This is a genomic window from Serratia sp. ID 25-353 (assembly GCF_054792795.1).
The window spans coordinates 2,739,832-2,758,239 of sequence record NZ_CM139236.1; the positions used below are offsets into that span (position 1 = coordinate 2,739,832).

Consider the following 18,408-nt stretch of genomic DNA (forward strand, 5'->3'; position numbering starts at 1 on the left):
CGCGGCTCAACGGCGTGTGAATCGGTGGGAAGATAAAAACGCCGCCCTCATTTTCGGCGGGCGGCGCGATGAAAACTCAGTGCAGCGCGTCGCCCTGCTTCACCGACGTAAACGCCTGCATCAGTTTCACGACGTCGTGCATGCCGATGTTGACCTGATTGATCACTTCCCCGGCATCGTGGGTCAGCGCCACGCCGCCGCCGGCCTGCTCTACGCAGGTCGCCATGCCGGCAATCGCCGCCGCCACGCCTTGCTGGATGGACTTGGTCATGCGTTCGATCTCGGTCGCCGCCTTGCGCGACTGTTCCGCCAGCGTGCGCACTTCATTGGCCACCACGGCAAAACCGCGCCCGTGCTCACCGGCGTGGGCGGCTTCGATGGAGGCGTTAATCGCCAGCAGGTTGGTTTGGGAGGCGATTTTACGAATGGCTTCGACGATGGTGCCGATCTGCTGAGAACACTTACCGAGCTCGGTGACCACGTCCGAGGTTTCGCGCGCCGCCGCTTCGACCTGCTGCATGCCTTTCACCGCCTGCTGCACGATGATCGCGCCCTGCGCCGCCTGCCGATCGGTGTCGAGCGACAGATGATGCGCGTTGCGAACCATCTCTTCTTCATGCTGCTGCTGTTGCATCAGCCGGGTGATGTCCTGGGCAATCTTCACCACTTTCACCACCTGGCCTTCGTTGTCGAGGATCGGGTTGTAGCTGGCCTCCAGCCATACCCGTTCGCCGCGCCGGTTGAGGCGCTCAAAACGCCCGGTAATGAACTCGCCACGCGCCAGGCGCTGCCAGTGCCGCCGATAATCGTCGGAATTGGCGAACGCCGGCGGGCACAGCACCGCATGCGACTGCCCGCACGCCTCTTCCAGCCGATAGCCCATCAGCGCCAGCATATTGTCGTTGGCGCTGACAATGGTGCCCTGCGGCGAGAAAGCGATCATCGCCATCGAGCGATTCAGCGCTGCCAGCAGGCTGCGATGTTCCTGCGCCTGGGTCACTCGCTCGGTCACTTCGCTGGCGATCTTGACGATTTCCACCACCTTACCCTGTTTATTCAGCACCGGCGCGTAGGTGCCCTGCAGCCATACCGCCTCGCCGTTTTTCGCGATGCGTTTTATGGTGTCCGTGATGGGTTGGCCCTTATTCAGCGTCTCCCAATGTTTGCGGTACTGCAGGCTGGCGACATAGTTCGGATCGCAGAAAATACGGTGATGCCGGCCAATCACGTCATCGCGTTGAAATCCCAGCGTGCTGAGGAAAAGATCGTTGGCGCGCAATACCGTACCGTCCGGTGAGAAGACGATCATGGGAACGGCGTGTTCTATCGCGCTCAACTCGGCGCCTTTGTGGGTAGTTAACTGACTGAATCGTAACAGCATAAGGTGTAATCCTTGTGGCAGATGATGGCGCTTTTCTTATTTTTGCCTGGCCACATACCGCGCCCACACGCAGACGTGCCATCGCGGAAGGAACGGGCAGCGCCGTTCCTTCTGGTTATTGCTATTAACCGGATTAAATTTATTTATTCAGTAAAGTAATTATTAGAATTTAAATAAACCAACAGCCTAAGATTTTTATTATTAAACCCGTATTGAGAATAACGTAAGTGATGAAAATTGAAAGGTAAAATGCGGATTTTTGTCGGCGCCGGCAGGATAACCGGCGCCGTTGAGCTACAACATCACCTCTTACGCGACCAGCGACTCCGGCTCAACCACCGTGCCGTTGAGCATGATTTCCGGAACATAGCGCAGTTCGTTGAGCAGACTTTGATGATCCTGTCCCAAGAGCAGGATGACGCTGTCCGCTTCATCCAGACGGTGGTCATCATTGTTATCGACAATGAGATAGCTGCTGTTTTGCCCGCCCAGAACACTACTGACCCCGACCTTGGCGCTCAATGCGCCAGGCTGGCCGAGATCGAGCAACGCGGCCAACAGCTGGCTGGCACTCCCCCCTGGTTCGGCCGTCAGGGCACCGATTCTCGTCTCCACGCCTTGCGCATCGCTGACGCCATAATCCGCCAGCGCGCCGCCACCGGTACCATGAACGATCCGCAGGCCTGAGAGCACATCGTCGATGCTGCCCTGCGTCAGCGAAAAGTCTTTTAACGTCACGCCTGACGCCGCCGTGCTACTCTGCAGCGTCACGTGGCTTTTGCCTGCGCCGGCCACGATCGTCGTATCTCCCAGCACGTTAAATTGATCGCTGCCTCCCCCGCCTTTGACCAACAGCTGCTCTCCCTGTAGCCCAAGATCTTCCAGCAACGGCGCCAATTTGGCCTGCGCGTCACCACTTAACGGTAGCGAATCCAACATTTGAATGATCGTGCCGTCACCGCTGCCGCCATGAGAGGACGTCAGAGTAAACCCATTACCGGCGAAGGCCGAAGCGTCAACCAGGCGGACCTGAGTATACCCCTCGGTCAGCGTGAGGTTGAAATTCGCGCCGCCGGACAACGTAATGTCTTGCATCTGATCATTTTGCCCCGTCAGCGTCAGCGCGCCATTTCCCCAGGCGCCGGTGGTGACGGCGATCAGCGTCAATGGGTTTTCATCGCCATGCGAGTCAAGCGCCAACGATCCGGCGTTACCGCGCCCGGAGAACAACAGGTCGAAACGATCGGTGGCATTCTCAAGGAAGGCTATCTCCAGCCGGCTGTCCGCATGATCACCGATGCCGCTGATTTCAAGGCGTGCCGCATCGGCATTGGCGTTGATCACCTTGACGTTATCCGCCCGGCCGGACAACAGCAATCCCTCACGGCCAAGCGCCTGCGCCGCCCAACTCTGCACGATCGTCCCTCCGTCCGTTCCCTCTACGGTGGCGTTGCCACTCAATACCCCGTAGTCAAACACATGAGCACTCGTCGCCAGCGCTTTCGTGCTGTAACCGTTCCAACCGATTTGCGTCAGCGTGGCTTCCGCCTGGCCGATATAACCCGCCATATCTATCTGTTCGAAATGACTGAAATTGGCGGCATTGCTGCTCACCGTACTGATGCGCGCGCCAAAAAGATCGAGCGTCGAGGTCATTTTGACGATCAGGTTGGCGGACAAAATATCGTGCCCGTCACCGCCATCGGCGCTGAACACCCACCCCACATGATTGGCGCCGCCATTGGCATTGCCTCCCCATAGCAAACTGTCATTACCGTTGTTCAGATAAAAGTGCCCTTGGGCGGCGGCGAGGTCGGCCTGCGAAGTGAGCTGCACCCGATCGTCGCCATAGGTGCCATGCACTATCACATTGGCATTGTTTACCGTCATGTCCACCCCATACCGAGCGGCAGGGTGGTTATGCAGCCAGATATCCGCCGCAGCGTCGCCATTGACGATCAGATAAGAAAGCTGCGAGGCATAGCTCAGGTCAACCATAACGTCTGCGTCAGCATGCAGGAACACCCTGAACAGCACGGCGGTTTCCGCATTGCTCAGCGTATGGTGAGCATGCGTATTCACCGTACCCGACGCGTTGCCGCCACCCTCGCTGGTGGCGAGAGAAGCGGTCGTTTTATACGCCAGGCTGGCGCCGACATCGCGCGCGAACATCCACTGTTCATACTTAGCGTCACCAGCCGGCGGCGCATTGATCAGATCGGCAATCACCGCCTGCGTAACCAGTGCCTTGTCGCCGCCCAACGCCCGATAGTGTTCTAACTGCTGTTCATCCGCCGCCCGGCCATGCACCGCCTGATAGACGTGCTGAATAAAGTCGTCGCCCTGCAAACCACCGACCTGCGCCTGAAATTCCGGCGTCGCCAGAAGGGCCGTGACCAATTCGCTATAGCTCAAGGTGCCGGAGGCCAACGTCTTGCTCCAATTGTCCAGCGAGACGCTGTCCACTGCCCGCTCGGGCAATGCACGGAACAGCGCCGCTATCTGCTCCAGATACTCGGTCGCCGGCAGTTCGCCCGGCGAATATTCCTGGCCCGCCGCATTGAAATGCTGTTGAGCCGCCGCATCTTCCGGCGCCACCACGCCGCGCAACTGCGCGATCATATCCACCAGCAGATCGCCACGCGTCGCGCCTTCCGCCAGCCGTTGCTGGTAAGCGGCCAGTTCAGGAGCCGTCGGCGGCCGTTCGAATCCCTGAGCGAACAGATGCAAAATGAAGTCATGATCGGAAAGATCGTTAAGCGGCAGGGTGGCAATCTTGCTCTGCGCCAACGCAGCCAGATCGCCCCCCTGATTGAGCAGCTGGCCGTCATGCGCAATTTCATCGGTCTGCCAGGGCGCTCGCAGCAGATAAAACATCGCCTGCGCGTCGCCGCTTCCGCCGGCGGCATCGGCTGCCGTGCCGGGATACAAACCTTCTGCAATGCGCTGATCGAGCGCATCACGCTGCGCCAGCATCACCGGATCGTCCCCCAGATAGTTAAAGAGGTCGATGACAACGCTGGCGACAGCGCTGTTGAAATGCCCCTGCTGTAGCAAGGCATTGATGTAATCCGGATCGGGAGCGGTATTGTAAACGGAGAAATAAACCTGGCTGAGAATGTCGTATTCGCTTTGGCCGCTCATCCAACCGGCATCGGGTTGGCTCATTAAAATACTGGCCATATAGGCGGGCGGCTGGCTGCCGATATCAAATGCGCTGTCGTAGTAATCGATTTCCGCCGCCGTCGGCAAACGCCCGAAAATCCCGATGATTAAGGCGCCGACCTCTTGTTGCGTAGCTAAAGGAATCATAATAAATCCCGTCAGTGTGATGGATTACGTTCGCGGCATGGCTGCACCGCGGCCTGTCTCCTACATAGGGAAGAGAGACATTGCACACTGCCTGAATGGGTTTTATTGGTATTTCTACAGTTAAGAAATGCTGATGCGATAAGTCAATAAAACGGGGAAAACCGGTCCTCGGTATGAGACTTTGCTCCCATACCGAGGCACCTGAAGACCTAACGCCAGCGTTCGGCTGCCCAGGCGGCCTGTTGCTCGGCGTCGTGGAAGGTCCAGGCGACGAAGCGGCTGATCTTCTGCCCTTGCGCCATCTCGATGGTGCGTACCTCGGCCGCGCCCGCCACGTTCAACGCATGGTAGATGGACGGCAGCGTGGTGTTTTTCGAAATGAGCGAGGTAAACCACAGGCAGTTGTTGGCCTTGCCGACGCTCTCTTCCACCATCTTGCGCACGAAGGCTTCTTCGCCGCCTTCGCACCACAGCTCGTTGTTCTTGCCGCCGAAGTTTTGCACCGGCTTGTCGGCCACTTCCCCTTTGCCCAGTTTATGCAGCTTGCGGCGGGTGCTGGCGCGCGCTTCCTGCTCGGACGCATGGAACGGCGGATTGCACAGGGTGGCGTCGAATTTCTCGGCCGCGCCGATGATGCCGCTAAAAATCAGCTCAGGCTGTTTTTGCAGCCGCAGACGCACGCTGTTGCGCAGCGTCGGGTTCATCTCGACGATCATCTTGGCCGCGTTGAGCGACACAGGATCGATTTCAGACCCGGTGAAACGCCAGCCGTATTCGCGCAGGCCGACAATCGGATAGATGCAGTTGGCGCCGACGCCGACGTCGAGGATCGCCACACCCTTGCCGCGCGGGATTTCGCCGCCGTTGCTGGTCGCCAGCAGATCCGCCAGGTGGTGCAGATAGTCGGCGCGGCCGGGGATCGGCGGGCACAGGTAGTCCGCCGGAATATCCCAGTGTTCGATGCCGTAAAAGTGTTGCAGCAACGCACGGTTGAGCATTTTCACCGCCGCCGGATCGGCGAAGTCCACCGAGACATCGCCCCAGGCGTTCGGTTTCACGAACGGCGCCAGCGCCGGGCAACTGGCGATCAGCGCCGGAAAGTCGTAGCGCGAACGATGACGGTTACGCGGATGCAGGCCGCTTTTCTGCTGCGGGAAGGTTTTCTTTTTTTCCACCGTGACGGGCTCTCTTGAAGGTATTTCCGGCGCGTAAGATAACACATCCGGCCCGGAATGGCGCAGCGGCGGGAAACCCGGCACAATGAAAGCTTCATCGATTGCCACAGGGTCCCCCATGAGCCGTGAATCTCGTTATTATTATGAACCCGCCGCCGGCCACGGCCTGCCGCACGATCCGCTGAACGCCATCGTCGGCCCGCGCCCCATCGGCTGGATTTCTTCCCGCAGCGCCGCCGGCTTGCGCAATCTGGCGCCCTACAGCTTTTTCAACTGCTTCAACTATCGTCCACCCATCATCGGTTTCGCCAGCACCGGCTGGAAAGACAGCGTGGCGAATATCGTGGAAACCGGCGAGTTCGTTTGGAACCTCGCGACGCGCCCGCTGGCGGAAGCGATGAACAACAGTTCCATCAACCTGCCGCGCGGTGAGGACGAGTTTGCCTTCGCCGGCGTCACGCCGCTGCCCGGGCGCCGGGTCAAAGCCGAGCGCGTGGCCGAAAGCCCGGTGAACTTCGAATGCCGGCTGACCCAGTACATTCAGTTGCAAACCGCCGCCGGGGAACAGGTGGAAACCTGGCTGGTATTGGGCGAGGTGGTGGCGGTACACCTCGATCCGGCGCTGCTGGACGAACACGGCGTCTACCAGACCGCCGCCGCCGAACCGATCCTGCGTGCCGGCGGCCCGACCGCCTACTATGGCATTTCCGAACAGCACCGTTTCGATCTGGCGCGCCCGACGTGCTGATCGTCTCCCCCGTTTAGGTAGAAGATGAACGGGGGAATAAATAATCAAAAAATCTGAAAGAAACCATCAACACTCTCCGATTTCATCCCGCCTGTCACTGCGCAATAATCTTCCCATCGAAAGGCAACCCCCTTTCTCCCTAATTCACTTTGACAGGAATAACGAACATGAAAACCATCAAAACTTTTGCTGCTGCTATCGCCCTGGCCACCGTTTCTTTCACCACTTTCGCCGCTGAGCACGTTAGCGCCCAGGATGCCGCCCAATTCGAAAAAGCCGGCGTGATCGTCGCCAGTGGCTCAACCGACCTGAGCAGCCTGACCTCTCAGCTGGCCGCCAAAGCCGACGCGGCAGGCGCCAAGGCCTTCACCATCACCTCCACCAGCGGCAACAACCTGATGCACGCCACCGCGGTTATCTACAAATAATCACCGCCCCAGACGTCAAAAAGCCCGCCGGCTATCACCCCGGCGGGCTTTTTCATGTTCAAGTGTATTAGCGCCGAATGGGTACGACAGCGAGTTTCTTACCGTCTGCTTTGTCAGCAACCCACGCGTAAACGAACCGGACAATGCTGCCGGAAATAGGTAGAAACCCCGTATTTAATGGGGTTTGCAGGGGGGATGAGCACACATTTTTTTACCACCCCATTGCTGGACTAACGGGAGAGGATGATTATCATGTTACGCAGACTACAGATGCAGAGAGCGTTGTATGCAACATATCATTGAAGGTTTCCTCAGTTTCCAGAAAGAGATTTTCCCGCAGCGTAAGGAACTCTTTCGCAGCCTGGCCTCCAGCCAAAATCCTAAAGCGCTGTTTATCTCCTGTTCTGACAGCCGCCTGGTGCCCGAGCTGGTGACTCAGCAAGAGCCTGGGCAACTGTTCGTTATCCGCAACGCCGGTAACATCGTCCCTTCCTTTGGCCCGGAGCCGGGTGGGGTTTCTGCGACGATCGAATACGCGGTGGTGGCACTGGGCGTGACTGATATCGTGATTTGTGGCCACTCGAACTGCGGCGCCATGAAGGCTATCGCGTCCTGCCAATGCCTCGACCCTATGCCTGCGGTAGCCCACTGGCTGCACTACGCGGATGCGGCCAAAGCGGTGGTCGAGAAGAAAACCTGGAATAGCGAAACAGACAAAGTTAACGCTATGGTGGAAGAGAACGTTATCGCCCAGCTAAATAATATCAAAACCCACCCTTCTGTTGCGGTGGGTCTGCGCAACAGCGGGCTGCGCCTGCACGGCTGGGTGTACGACATCGAAAGCGGCGAAATTCGTACGCTGGATAGAAACACCAAGAGCTTCGTGTCCCTGGCCGATAATCCCGACGTCTATTTCGAATAAAATAACGCCCGGTTTTAACCCTTAAATAAAATCCACGCTGCCGCGTGGATTTTATTGTCAGCCTTAAACCAAACGCGCCTCTATCGCCGCGGCGAAGTCGCGGCACATCCGTTCGTCACCGTCGGCGTTGTCCGCCAATACCGTCTCGCCGTCTACCACCCGAATGTGCGCCTCCAAATCGAAATCCGCCGGCGGCTGCGGGCGCGTGGCGGCGGCGGCCATCGTCTGCTGCGCCTCATGCCACGCCTGTGCCACCGTCTGGTTACAGGCCTGCGCCAGAGAGTCCGGGTTGAACCCTTCGCCGGTCAGGCTGCGCAGCGTGTCGTCATGGCTGACGCTGTTGCCCGGTAACCAATAGTGTTGCGCCAGATCCGGGCCGATGGCCGGATTGTCCGTCAGGTAACCGTCGCGCTGCAGGAAGAACTGGCGGGTTTGCTCTACCGCCATCATCGCCAGCAGATAGCCCTGGTAAGAGCAGGCGGACTCCAGCGACAGCAGATGCGGGATCGCCAGCGTCGGGCGCGGGCTGCCGCTGATGCCGAGGATCTTTTGCTCGACCTCGCGCGCCAGCGCGGTGATGGCTTCCGGCGTACGCTGCTCGTCATCCCACTGATACAGCGCCCACTCGAAGTACGGCACCAGCAGGATATGGCGTTCGTTGAACGCGCGCATCGGCTGGCGCGCCGCGATGCCGGCTTCGATCAGCGCATCGGGCACCGCTTCACCAGCGGCGTTTTTCGCATAGCGTTTCAGCCAGTCGGCGTCGTCCAGCAGGCTGTCGCAGAACATCGACTGGGTTTCGGCATAGGCCATCGAGGTCGGCGGGAACTCCTGCGAGAAGCACGGCGCATTCTGGCGAATGTTGGCGAAATGCGCCGCGTGGCCGCCTTCGTGGAACAGGGTGTTGAGCCCGTAAGCGCCGCTTCCCACCTGCTCCGGCTGCGCCAGGCTGGTGAAGTTGATGCGCGCCGGCACCCATTCCCCCTGGCGCACAAACGGCGGTACCGGGCCGTGCATAAAGCCGTTCTCATATTTGCCTTTGCGCACCAGCAGATCGAGGTTCATCTCGGCGCCGCCAAAGCCAATGTGCAGACGTTTGAAGCTGTCGATCCAGCGTTCCAGCGAACGAGAGAACGGGAAGTAAGGATCCAGTTGGCGGGTGACGTCGCCGGCGCTGGCGAAGCGCACGTTCCACGGCTCCAGCGCCTGGCTGCCCTTGTCGGCCGCCAGCTGCTGCAGGCTGCGCGCGTTGGCCTCGCGGGTTTCCCGCTCGAAACGATCCAGAATGGCGAACAGCTGCTCCGGCGTCATGCGCTCGGTTTTGTTCACCTTGTAGTCGAAATAGTTGCGATAGCCCATCTGGCGCGCAAAACGGTTGCGCAAGCCGATCAGCTCCGGCAGGCCATTATGCAGCAGCCATTGCTCCAGATCGCGCAGCGCCTGCTGCGAGCTGCGGCGGTAGTCTTCGTTCGGGTTGGTCGCCTGGTTGGTCAACAGCTCGCCGAGCGAGGCCGCCACCCGCCGGCCCTCGGCGTTCAGGTGCGTGACCTGGTAGCCCTTGCGGCGCGAGTAGAGATCGGATTCGGCGTGAATGATCTGATCCAACAGCGCCTGCGCCTGCGGATCTTCGATGGCGTTGCAGTCGAAGAAACGCAGCCAACCTTGCAGGCCGTGGATCAGCGCATCGCGCTGCGCCTCCTGCGGCAGGGCTTCCAATCCGGCCAGCAGATTGCGGATCTCCGCCAGACGACGCGGTTCGGCGATAAAGCGCTTATAGGCGCTTTCCGCGGCGGAAAAGCGCGCCGACAGGTCTTCACCGCCGGTGCCCATGTAGTTTTGCCAGAACAGCTCTTCTTTGGCGCGGTGTACGTCGAGGTAATCCTGGTTCAATTGATTGAAGTAATCGAGAGCCTGTTGCATAACCGTCCTTCTCAGCCGATGAGGAAATATCCCAGTATAGTCGCGCTCAGGCCTGATGCAGGCGCTGCAGCCCCTGTTCCAGCGTCTCGCTCTCGCCGGCGGCCACCAGACAACAGGCGATCTGCCGCTGGATGGCCTGCGGGATCGCCACCTCGCCCGCCAGGCAGCGCTCGGTCCAGCGCGCGGTAGTTTCCACGTCTTTCGCCGCCGGCAACGTCGGCGTTTCATCCTGCAAGGTGCGCTCCAGCAACACGCGCTGTTCGCCGCCGGCAATATAATGAATCTGCGGGCAGCGCAGCGGGTTGGCGTAGGCTTCGCCTTCGGTGCCGTGCATCAACAGCCCGCGGGCGCCGATCTGGCGGAAAAACGACGCTACCCGGCCGACATACTCCGGGTGTGAGACGCTGGCGAGGCGCAGCGCATCCTGTTCGCCGAACGGCGTCGCCAGCTTGGCCAGCGTATGCGCGCTGTTGCGCACCCCCATGCGCCAACGCAACCCGAGCTGCCGCGCCAGCGGCGCCGACAGCGCAGAAACCGGCATGAATACCGCCTCGCCGTTATCGAGACGCTGCTGGGCGTGAACGGCCTGTTCCGACCACGGCAGCCCCAGGGCGTGGAAAATCTCGGCGCTGGTCACGCGGGTACTGTCGTCCAGCACGCCGTGCACCACCACCGGCAGGCCCACTTTCGCGAGAAGCAGCGCCAGCAGCGGCGTCAGGTTGGCCTGCTTGCGCGCGCCGTTGTAGCTCGGCAACACCACCGGCAATGGCCGCCCCTGCGGCGCCTGCAGCGGCAACACCTGCTGCTGCATCGCCTGGTAGAAGCCCAGCATCTCCTCTTCGGCCTCACCCTTGATGCGCAGCGCGATCAGAATGCCGCCCAGCTCCAGCTCGGGGACCGCCCCGGCCAGCATCGCCTGATACAGCTCAAAAGCGGTCTGCCGGTCCAGGTCGCGCGCATGATTTTTGCCGCGGCCTATTTCTTTGATAATTTTGGTGTAATCCATCCGAAAGTTCCCCTTGCTCACTCTTCGGTTAGCATACCCTATCCGCGCCGCCGCTCAACCTCCGCCGCCAGCCGCCGCTGCGTTTCATCGCCATCGCGCAGCCCGGCGATCACCCCATCGGCATCGTCGGCGCTGCGGTTTTGGCTCATCTTCCATTTGCCTTCGCGCCGGGTGACGGCGATCTCGATACCGACGATGCCGTTAAGCTGCGCGGCGATGTAGTTGGCCGGCGCGTCGTCGAGCCGCCAGGGCGCCGGGCGGCGCCCTTCCTGTTGCGCCGTCAGGTCGATCAGCTGGCGGCGCAGCCAGGCCGGGTCGTCCATCACCGTCGGCACGCCATACAGCTGCACCACGCTGTAATTCCAGGTCGGCACCACTTTGCCGGTCTGGCGCTTGCTCGGGTACCAGCCGGGCGACACATAACCTTCCAAACCCTGAAAAATCACCAGGCATTCCGCCGCGTGCTGCAGCCGCCGCCAGTGCTCGTTGGCGCGCGACAGGTGCGCCCGCAGCCGGATCTGCCCCTGTTCGACATCGGCCAGAAACGGCAGCGGATCGGCCGTCAATCCCTGCTCGCCGTGGCTGACCAATAGCCCCAGCGGGTGGGCGCGCACCAGCGCCAGTTGGGCATCCAGATCGTCTTCGCGAAATGCGGCGGGTTGAAACATCAGTGTGGCTCCTTACGCTCTCTCATGATGAAGACAGTAAAGCACCCGCCGGCGGCCTACTTAAGATCCGCTTTCTGACTATTTCGAGTGATCCGGTTTAACAAGATCAGGGCAATGCCCATCGCCAACAGATTAAATACCATGGCGCCGGCAAAGGCCTGCGCATAGCGTTCCGCCGCGCCGCCATTCGCCAGCAGCGGCACGAAGCCGACGCCGCTGACCACGATGCCCAGCGCGCCTCCCACCTGCTGCACGGTGGCGACCAGGCCCGCCGCCATGCCCGCCTGCCGCTCCGGCGCCAAACCGAGCACCAGATTCAGCAGCGGCGTCATGCTCAGCGCCTGGCCGAATCCCAGCACCACTAACCCCGGCAGCAGCCGCAGCGGATGCGCCAGCCCCGCGCCCCACAGCGCCTGGGCCATCAACACCGCCAACCCGGCGGCGTAAATCGCCACGCCCACGCTCAGTACGCCGTTGCCCCAACGCAGCGCCAGCCGAGGCGCGAGCATCGACGCCAGCATAAAGGCCGCGCTGGCCGGGGCGAACAGGCTGCCCGCTTGAAAAGGCGTCAGCCCCGCCCCCGCCTGCAGCAGCAGCGCGAAGCACAAGAAAAACGAGGAGGCGGTGGCATAAATCGCCAGCACCACCGCCATGCCCGGCGCGAAGCCTGCCTGGCATAACAGCGCCGGATCGAGCACCGCATCACCGCCGCGCCGCGCCAAACGGCGCTCCCAACGCAGGAAGCCCCACAGCGTCACCATCGCCAACGCCAGCATCGGCGCTATCCACCACGGCCAGCCGCGCGCCGGCCCTTCCAGCAGCGGCAGCAGCAACAGCGACAGGCCGATCGCCGCCAGCGACAGGCCTACGCCGTCCAGCCGCTGCGCCTGCGCCACCCGCGATTCGGGAATCCGCCGCGCCGCCCACAGCGCCAGCGCGCCGATCGGCAAATTGATCAAAAAGATCATGCGCCAGCCGCTGCCGAACAGGTTGGCCTCGATGATAAATCCGCCGAGGATCTGGCCGAAGATCGCCGCCAATCCCAGCGTCATACCTAGCCAGGCGAAGGCGCGCCGCCGCTGTTGCGGCGCATACAGCACCCGCATCAAGGCGTAAATTTGCGGAAACAGCAGCGCCGCCGTCGCCCCCTGCAGGATACGCGCGGCGATCAACAGGTTGAGCGATCCCGCCAACCCGCACAGCAGAGAACTCAGCGTGAATCCCAGCATGCCGAGGCTGAACAGACGCCGACGCCCGAAGCGATCCCCCAGGCGCCCACCGGCGATCAGCAGCACCCCGAACGCCAGCTCATAGCCGGCGACGATCAGACCGACACCGGCGAAATCGGCGGCGAACTGCCGCTGGATCACCGGCGCCGCCACGTTGACCACAAACAGATCGAACACCGTGACGAAGCCGCCCAACAGCAGTACCGGCAGGCCGGGCAGCGCTCGCCGCTCACGAGATAATGAATATTCCATACCACCTCCAGAGATTATGATGGTCGCAGTATGGAACAGGGTTTAAACTGTTACTATATAGCCACTTATACTATTACTAACAGCAACAGGACGGCCGACATGCCCCCACGCACCCTAGAGCGCACCCGCCACGAACTGGCGGATTTTCTACGTCAAAAGCGAGAACAGCTGTCGCCGGAGGCGGTCGGTTTGCCGAGCGGCAGCCGCCGCCGCACGCCGGGGTTGCGGCGCGAGGAGGTCGCGGCGCTGGCCGGCGTCGGCCTCACCTGGTACACCTGGCTGGAACAAGGCAGGGAAATCAATGCGTCGGTGGCATTTTTGGAGAACCTGGCGCGGGTGCTGCAGCTCGACGCCGCCGGCCGCTACCACCTGTTTTTATTGGCACATCAGCGGCCGCCGGTGCCGGTCGGCCATCAATGGTGCCAGGTCTCGCCGCTGGTGCGGCGGCTGCTGGACGACCTGCCGCTGCGGCCGGCCTACGTCATGAACCTGAGTTGGGACATCATCGCCTGGAACCCGGCGGCGCAGCGGCTGTTCGCCATCGGCGAACGCCCGGCGGAAGAGCGCAACATGTTGTGGATGCTGTTTGCCGATCCGCAGCTTAATGCGCGCCTGTTGGAGTGGGAGGCGCAGGCGCCGCAAATCCTGGCCAGCTTCCGCCGCGACTACGCCCGCGCGCCGGAGGATGAGGTAATGCGCCAACGGGTACAGGCGCTGGAGCGGGTATCGCCGCCGTTCCGCCGGCTCTGGCGGCAGCACGATATCCACGGGCGCTGCCAGGGGCGGCGCAGCTTCACCCTCCCGGAAATCGGCCCGGTCACCTTTGACCACGCCTCTTTCATCGTCGACGAAGAGAACCACCTGCGGCTGGTAATGTACAGCGCGCTACCGGAGGAACCGGCCAGCGCGGCGTTTGAAGCGCTGCTGCGCGAGGGCTAGCGGCGGCTGTCGAAAATGAGCTTGCAGGCCAGCCCGGCGAACACCCCGCTCAGCAGATAGTTCGGCCAGCGGGCGCTGAAGCGGCGGCCGGCGAAGCGGCTTTTCATGCCGCTGACCGCCAGGATCACCCCGCCGTTAATCAGCAACCCCACCAGATTCAGCACCGTCGCCAGCGCCAGCATCTGCACCACCACCGAGCCTGAACGCGGATCGATAAACTGCGGGAACAGCGCCAGCACGAACAGCGCCATTTTCGGGTTGAGGATGTTGGTGAACAGCCCCTGGCGGAAGATGCGCGCCGTCGGCACCGCCTGCAATCCGGCAGAAGCCTGCAAACTGCTGCCGGATCCCAGCGTTTTCCACGCCAGATAGAGCAGATAGGCGGCGCCCAGCATTCTCACCGCGTCGTAGGCCAGCGGCACGGCGACGAACAGTTGCGACAACCCCAGCGCCGCCGCCAGCGCGTGGCAATACGTGCCGAGCTGAATGCCCGCCAGCGAAGCGAAACCGGCGCGCCGCCCCTGGCTGACGCTGCGCGAAGCGATCAGCAGCATATCCGGGCCGGGGGTCAGCGCCAGCGCCACGCAGGCACCAGAAAACAACAACAGCGTTGCGGCATCAATCATGAATCACCTGATAAGAAGATGGACGGGAATGGAGCGTCCATCATAGCGACGCCGACGTGGCTTGTCAGCGTCGCCTCGCTTCAGATCACCCACAGATCGAGGTATTCGTTGACCGGCATCTGCGCCAGCCGCTGCCGGTCCAGCGACACCTCGAGAATGCGCTGCTGCTGCAGGGCCGGGAACTGGCGCGCCAGGTTGGTTTTGAACTTCTCGATCAGCAGTGGGATGCCCTCTTCGCGCCGCCGCGCATGGCCGATAGGGTACTCCACCGCCACCTCATCCAGGCGGCTGCCATCAGCGAACTCTACCGTCAGCGCATTGGCGATCGATCGTTTTTCCGGATCGTGATAATCGCGGGTGAAGGCGGGATCTTCATGGCAATGGATCTTGCCGCGCAATGCGTCGATGTGCGGATCCTCGGCCACCCGATCCTCGTAGTCCCCCGCCGTCAGCCGGCCGAACAGCAGCGGGATCGCCACCATATACTGAATACAGTGATCGCGATCCGCCGGGTTATCCAGCGGCCCCTGCTTGTCGATAATGCGCAGGCAGGCCTCGTGGGTGCGGATGCTCACCCTGGCGATGTCGGCGGCGGTTTTGCCGGCGGCCTGCATCTGGCGGTGCAGCGTCATGGCCGCCTCCACGGCGGTCTGGGCATGGAACTCCGCCGGGAACGAAATTTTAAACAGCACGTTCTCCATCACGTACGCGCCGTACGGCCGCTGGAAGCGGAAGGGTTTGCCGTTGAATGAAACGTCGTAAAACCCCCAGGTCGGCGCCGTCAGCGCCGAGGGATAGCCCATTTCGCCGGTGGCGGCCATCAGCGCCAGCCGCACCGCGCGGGCGGTCGCATCCCCCGCCGCCCAGGATTTGCGGGTGCCGGCGTTCGGCGCGTGGCGATAGGTACGCAGCGACTGCCCGTCCACCCACGCCAGCGACACCGCGTTCAGGATCTCCGCCCGGCTCAGGCCGAGCAGCTGCGCCACCACCGCGGTGGACGCCACCTTCACCAGCAGCACGTGATCCAACCCCACCCGGTTGAAGGCGTTTTCCAGCGCCAGGCAGCCCTGGATCTCATGCGCCTTGATCATGGCGATCAATACCTGCCGCATGGTCAGCGGCGCCTTGCCCGCCGTCACCGCCTGGCGCGAGAGCCAATCGGCCACCGACAGGATCCCGCCCAGGTTGTCCGACGGGTGGCCCCACTCCGCCGCCAGCCAGGTGTCGTTGAAGTCGAGCCAGCGGATCATGGCGCCGATATTGAACGCCGCCTGCACCGGATCCAGCTGGAAGCGGGTGCCCGGCACCCGGCTGCCGTTCAGCACCTCGGCGCCCGGCACCACCGGCCCCATCAGTTTCTTGCAGGCCGGATAGCTCAGCGCCTCCAGCCCGCAGCCGAGAGTATCGAGCAGGCAATAGTGGGCGGTGCGGTACGCCGCCGGGGTATCGACGGCCTCTTTCATCACATAATCGACGATATCGATCATTTCGCGATCGAACGGCGGACGGCGGGTATTGGCAGACTCAAGCATCATGATTCCCGAAGACTCCATAGTGAATAACAATCGGCGCTCAGCGCTGATCCAGCGGTACGAACGCCCGCGCTTCCGGCCCGGTATAGTTGGCGGACGGGCGAATGATTTTGTTGTCCTGCCGTTGCTCGATGATGTGCGCCGACCAGCCGCTCACCCGCGCCATGACAAACAGCGGCGTGAACATTTCGGTGGGCACCCCCAGTTGGTGATAAGACACCGCCGAGAACCAGTCGAGGTTGGGGAACATGTTTTTGGTGTCGCGCATGACGCTTTCCAGCCGATCGGCGATGTCATACAGCTTCATCGCGCCCGCCTCCTGCGACAGGCGCAACGCGATCTCTTTGATCACCTGATGGCGCGGATCGGAGACGGTGTACACCGGGTGCCCGAAGCCAATCACCACCTCTTTGTTGTCGATGCGGCGGCGAATGTCGGCTTCCGCTTCGTCCGGCGTTTCATAACGTTGCTGGATCTCCAGCGACACCTCGTTGGCGCCGCCGTGTTTCGGCCCGCGCAGCGCGCCAATGGCGCCGACGATCGCCGAATAGACGTCGGATCCGGTGCCGGCGATCACCCGGCCGGCGAAGGTCGAGGCGTTGAACTCATGCTCGGCGTACAGGATCAAGGAAGCGTGCATCGCCTGTTCCCAGCTGGCGGAAGGCGTTTCGCCGTGCAACAGGTGCAGAAAGTGGCCGCCGATGGAATCGTCGTCGGTCTCCGGCTGAATGCGCTCGCCGTTGTGGCTGTAGTGATACCAATACAGCAGCATCGATCCCAGCGACGCCAGCAGCCGGTCGGCGATGTCGCGCGCGCCGGCCGCGCCGTGCTGCTCTTTTTCCGGCAGCGTGCAGCCAAGGGCCGAGACGCCGGTGCGCATCACGTCCATCGGGTGAGACGCCGCAGGCAGCGCCTCCAACACCGTGCGCACGCTGGCCGGCAGGCCGCGCAGCGCTTTGAGACGGTGTTTATAGGCCTGCAGCTCGTCGCGGTTGGGCAACTTGCCGTGGATCAGCAGGTGGGCGACCTCTTCAAACTCGCAGTGGCGCGCGAGATCGAGAATGTCGTAACCGCGGTAGTGCAGATCGTTGCCGCTGCGCCCTACGGAGCACAGCGCGGTATTCCCGGCGGGTACGCCGGATAACGCCACGGATTTTTTCGGCTTAACGCCAGTCGGGCTTTGCGGGGGGATCGCTTGGCTCATACTGTCCTCATTTGGCTTCTGCGTGAATGGCGCCTATTCGTCGCGCTGGCGAGCGAACAGGGCGTCGAGTTTCTCTTCGAACAAATAGTAGTTGATGCTTTCGTACAGCTCGTTGCGGGTCTGCATGGTGTCGATGACGCTTTTCTGCGTGCCCTCCTCGCGCAGGGCGCGGTATACCCGCTCCGCCGCGCGGTTCATCGCCCGGAAGGCCGACAGCGGATACAGCGCCATATCCACCCGAGCGCTGCGCAGCTCGTCGATGGTAAACAGCGGCGTCGCGCCGAATTCGGTGATGTTGGCGAGGATCGGCACCTGCGTCGCTTCGGCGAAACGGCGATACATGCCCAATTCGGTGATCGCTTCCGGGAACAGCATGTCGGCCCCAGCCGCCACATAAGCCTGAGCGCGCTCGATGGCCGCCTCCAGCCCCTCCACCGCCAGCGCATCGGTGCGCGCCATGATCACGAAGTCCGGATCGCTGCGCGCATCCACCGCCGCCTTGATGCGATCCACCATCTCTTCGGTGGAGACGATGGCCTTATTGGGGCGATGGCCGCAGCGCTTGGCGCCGACCTGATCTTCGATATGCAGCGCCGCCGCCCCGGCCTTGCTCACCGAGCGCACCGTGCGGGCGACGTTGAACGCCGAAGCGCCGAAACCGCTGTCGACATCCACCAGCAGCGGCAGCGGGCAAACGTCGGTGATGCGGCGAATGTCGGTCAGCACATCGTCCAGGGTCGAAATGCCCAAATCCGGCAGCCCCAACGAACCGGCCGCTACGCCGCCGCCGGAAAGGTAGATGGCCTGGAACCCGGCCCGCTGGGCCAGCAGCGCATGGTTGGCGTTGATCGCGCCGGCGATTTGCAGAGGTTTTTCTTTACTCAGGGCCTGACGAAAGGCGAGCCCGGGTGAGCGCAGCGTCATGACGTTCTCTCCGATTAGCTAGATGAAACAGACAGAGCAAAGGGCGGGCCAGGTTGTACTTCGGTGAGGAGAAAAATTAAAAACGTTAAAAATAAGTGAGTTAAAAGATCTGCAGCGCCATTGGCCAGGCAAAGGAATAAAA

Annotated in this window: 15 protein-coding genes; 4 read left to right on the top strand and 11 right to left on the bottom strand. The window is 61.9% G+C overall.

Annotated elements, in window-relative coordinates; translation table 11 throughout:
- Positions 1-76: 76 nt before the first annotated feature.
- From ACYF6X_RS13185 to rlmF, 3 genes are all read right to left on the bottom strand, one after another.
- Complete coding sequence (locus ACYF6X_RS13185) at positions 77-1,381, bottom strand: methyl-accepting chemotaxis protein (RefSeq protein ID WP_130018430.1); 1,305 nt, start codon at positions 1,379-1,381, stop codon at positions 77-79.
- A gap of 309 nt (positions 1,382-1,690) precedes the next feature.
- Positions 1,691-4,693, bottom strand: coding sequence for an autotransporter outer membrane beta-barrel domain-containing protein (locus tag ACYF6X_RS13190; RefSeq protein WP_130018429.1), 3,003 nt, complete (start codon positions 4,691-4,693; stop codon positions 1,691-1,693).
- 209 nt (positions 4,694-4,902) lie between these two features.
- A complete protein-coding gene (gene rlmF, locus ACYF6X_RS13195; RefSeq protein ID WP_197816395.1) occupies positions 4,903-5,868 on the bottom strand; it encodes a 23S rRNA (adenine(1618)-N(6))-methyltransferase RlmF in 966 nt (321 codons plus the stop codon).
- A gap of 118 nt (positions 5,869-5,986) precedes the next feature.
- Between rlmF and ACYF6X_RS13200 the strand changes: the two genes are divergently transcribed.
- The 3 genes from ACYF6X_RS13200 (at position 5,987) to ACYF6X_RS13210 (ending at position 7,966) form a co-directional block, all read left to right on the top strand.
- Positions 5,987-6,616, top strand: a complete 630-nt coding sequence (locus ACYF6X_RS13200; RefSeq protein ID WP_130018428.1) for a flavin reductase family protein — start codon at positions 5,987-5,989, stop codon at positions 6,614-6,616.
- Between the two features lie 167 nt (positions 6,617-6,783).
- A complete protein-coding gene (gene bhsA / locus ACYF6X_RS13205) occupies positions 6,784-7,044 on the top strand; it encodes a multiple stress resistance protein BhsA (RefSeq protein WP_063988808.1) in 261 nt (86 codons plus the stop codon).
- Between the two features lie 286 nt (positions 7,045-7,330).
- Positions 7,331-7,966, top strand: a complete 636-nt coding sequence (locus ACYF6X_RS13210; RefSeq protein ID WP_004939270.1) for a carbonic anhydrase — start codon at positions 7,331-7,333, stop codon at positions 7,964-7,966.
- A 63-nt stretch (positions 7,967-8,029) separates the two neighbouring features.
- On the opposite strand, the gene ACYF6X_RS13215 is transcribed toward ACYF6X_RS13210, so the two are convergent.
- From ACYF6X_RS13215 to ACYF6X_RS13230, 4 genes are read right to left on the bottom strand one after another with little or no spacing between them, the layout of a single operon-like run.
- On the bottom strand, positions 8,030-9,886 hold the full coding sequence (locus ACYF6X_RS13215) for a M3 family metallopeptidase (RefSeq protein ID WP_107227404.1): 1,857 nt from the start codon (positions 9,884-9,886) through the stop codon (positions 8,030-8,032).
- A 46-nt stretch (positions 9,887-9,932) separates the two neighbouring features.
- Complete coding sequence (ybiB, locus tag ACYF6X_RS13220; protein WP_406880024.1) at positions 9,933-10,892, bottom strand: DNA-binding protein YbiB; 960 nt, start codon at positions 10,890-10,892, stop codon at positions 9,933-9,935.
- A 38-nt stretch (positions 10,893-10,930) separates the two neighbouring features.
- Positions 10,931-11,560, bottom strand: coding sequence for an FMN-binding negative transcriptional regulator (locus ACYF6X_RS13225; RefSeq protein ID WP_130018427.1), 630 nt, complete (start codon positions 11,558-11,560; stop codon positions 10,931-10,933).
- 56 nt (positions 11,561-11,616) lie between these two features.
- The gene (locus ACYF6X_RS13230) at positions 11,617-13,041 is read right to left on the bottom strand and encodes an MFS transporter (protein ID WP_130018426.1); all 1,425 of its coding nucleotides are present in this window, start codon (positions 13,039-13,041) and stop codon (positions 11,617-11,619) included.
- A 99-nt stretch (positions 13,042-13,140) separates the two neighbouring features.
- Between ACYF6X_RS13230 and ACYF6X_RS13235 the strand changes: the two genes are divergently transcribed.
- Complete coding sequence (locus ACYF6X_RS13235) at positions 13,141-13,980, top strand: helix-turn-helix transcriptional regulator (protein ID WP_107227400.1); 840 nt, start codon at positions 13,141-13,143, stop codon at positions 13,978-13,980.
- Here the strand turns inward: ACYF6X_RS13235 and ACYF6X_RS13240 are convergent.
- From ACYF6X_RS13240 to prpB, 4 genes are all read right to left on the bottom strand, one after another.
- Complete coding sequence (locus ACYF6X_RS13240) at positions 13,977-14,606, bottom strand: LysE family translocator (RefSeq protein ID WP_130018425.1); 630 nt, start codon at positions 14,604-14,606, stop codon at positions 13,977-13,979. The genes ACYF6X_RS13235 and ACYF6X_RS13240 overlap by 4 nt on opposite strands.
- Positions 14,607-14,686: 80 nt before the next feature.
- On the bottom strand, positions 14,687-16,138 hold the full coding sequence (locus ACYF6X_RS13245) for a bifunctional 2-methylcitrate dehydratase/aconitate hydratase (protein ID WP_107227473.1): 1,452 nt from the start codon (positions 16,136-16,138) through the stop codon (positions 14,687-14,689).
- A gap of 40 nt (positions 16,139-16,178) precedes the next feature.
- Positions 16,179-17,342 carry a bifunctional 2-methylcitrate synthase/citrate synthase gene (prpC, locus tag ACYF6X_RS13250; RefSeq protein ID WP_063988802.1) on the bottom strand — a complete coding sequence of 388 codons (1,164 nt, stop codon included), beginning with the start codon at positions 17,340-17,342 and terminating at the stop codon, positions 16,179-16,181.
- A gap of 33 nt (positions 17,343-17,375) precedes the next feature.
- Positions 17,376-18,266, bottom strand: a complete 891-nt coding sequence (gene prpB / locus ACYF6X_RS13255) for a methylisocitrate lyase (protein ID WP_063988801.1) — start codon at positions 18,264-18,266, stop codon at positions 17,376-17,378.
- Between the last annotated feature and the right edge of the window lie 142 nt (positions 18,267-18,408).